Here is a 1,028-nt window from a genome sequence, read left to right as displayed (position 1 = left end):
CCCATGACCATTGCTGTCGGACGCGCCCCAGAAAGAGGGCTGTTTGATGCTCTCGATGACTGGCTCAAAAGAGACCGTTTCGTCTTCATCGGTTGGTCTGGTTTACTACTCTTCCCCTGCGCCTTCATGGCCCTAGGTGGATGGTTAACCGGCACCACCTTCGTCACCTCCTGGTACACCCACGGGTTAGCCAGTTCCTACCTGGAAGGCGGCAACTTCCTGACTGTAGCCGTCTCCACCCCCGCCGATGCCTTCGGTCACTCCATCCTCTTTCTCTGGGGACCGGAAGCCCAAGGTAACTTCACCCGTTGGTGTCAAATCGGCGGTTTATGGCCCTTTGTCGCCCTCCACGGTGCTTTCGGCTTGATTGGCTTCATGCTACGTCAGTTTGAAATCGCCCGTTTAGTCGGCATTCGTCCCTACAACGCCCTCGCCTTCTCTGGCCCGATTGCGGTGTTCGTCAGTGTCTTCCTGATGTACCCCCTCGGTCAGTCTAGCTGGTTCTTTGCCCCTAGCTTCGGCGTGGCTGGTATCTTCCGTTTCATTCTCTTCTTCCAAGGCTTCCACAACTGGACTCTCAACCCCTTCCACATGATGGGTGTAGCTGGTATCCTCGGTGGTGCGCTTCTCTGTGCTATTCACGGAGCGACGGTAGAAAATACCCTGTTTGAAGACGGTGAAGGTTCCAACACTTTCCGGGCTTTTGAACCCACCCAAGCGGAAGAAACCTACTCCATGGTCACTGCGAACCGTTTCTGGTCGCAAATCTTCGGCATCGCTTTCTCCAACAAACGTTGGTTACACTTCTTCATGCTCTTTGTCCCCGTGACTGGTTTATGGATGAGTGCTGTGGGTGTGGTGGGATTAGCCCTTAACCTCCGGGCCTATGACTTCGTTTCTCAGGAATTGAGAGCGGCGGAAGACCCGGAATTTGAAACCTTCTACACTAAAAATATTCTGCTTAACGAAGGTCTGAGAGCTTGGATGGCTCCCCAAGACCAACCCCACGAAAACTTTATCTTCCCTGA

General features: G+C 53.7%; 1 protein-coding gene. It reads left to right on the top strand.

Annotated features, from left to right (window positions below):
- Nucleotides 1-3: 3 nt before the first annotated feature.
- A partial coding sequence (psbD, locus tag O9332_RS01835) for a photosystem II D2 protein (photosystem q(a) protein) (protein WP_043996166.1) occupies nt 4-1,028 on the top strand: 1,025 nt, incomplete at its 3' end.

The sequence above is a fragment of the Microcystis sp. LE19-10.1B genome, from assembly GCF_027530565.1.
Taxonomy (GTDB): domain Bacteria; phylum Cyanobacteriota; class Cyanobacteriia; order Cyanobacteriales; family Microcystaceae; genus Microcystis; species Microcystis aeruginosa.
This window is presented reverse-complemented; position numbering and strand designations above follow the sequence as displayed.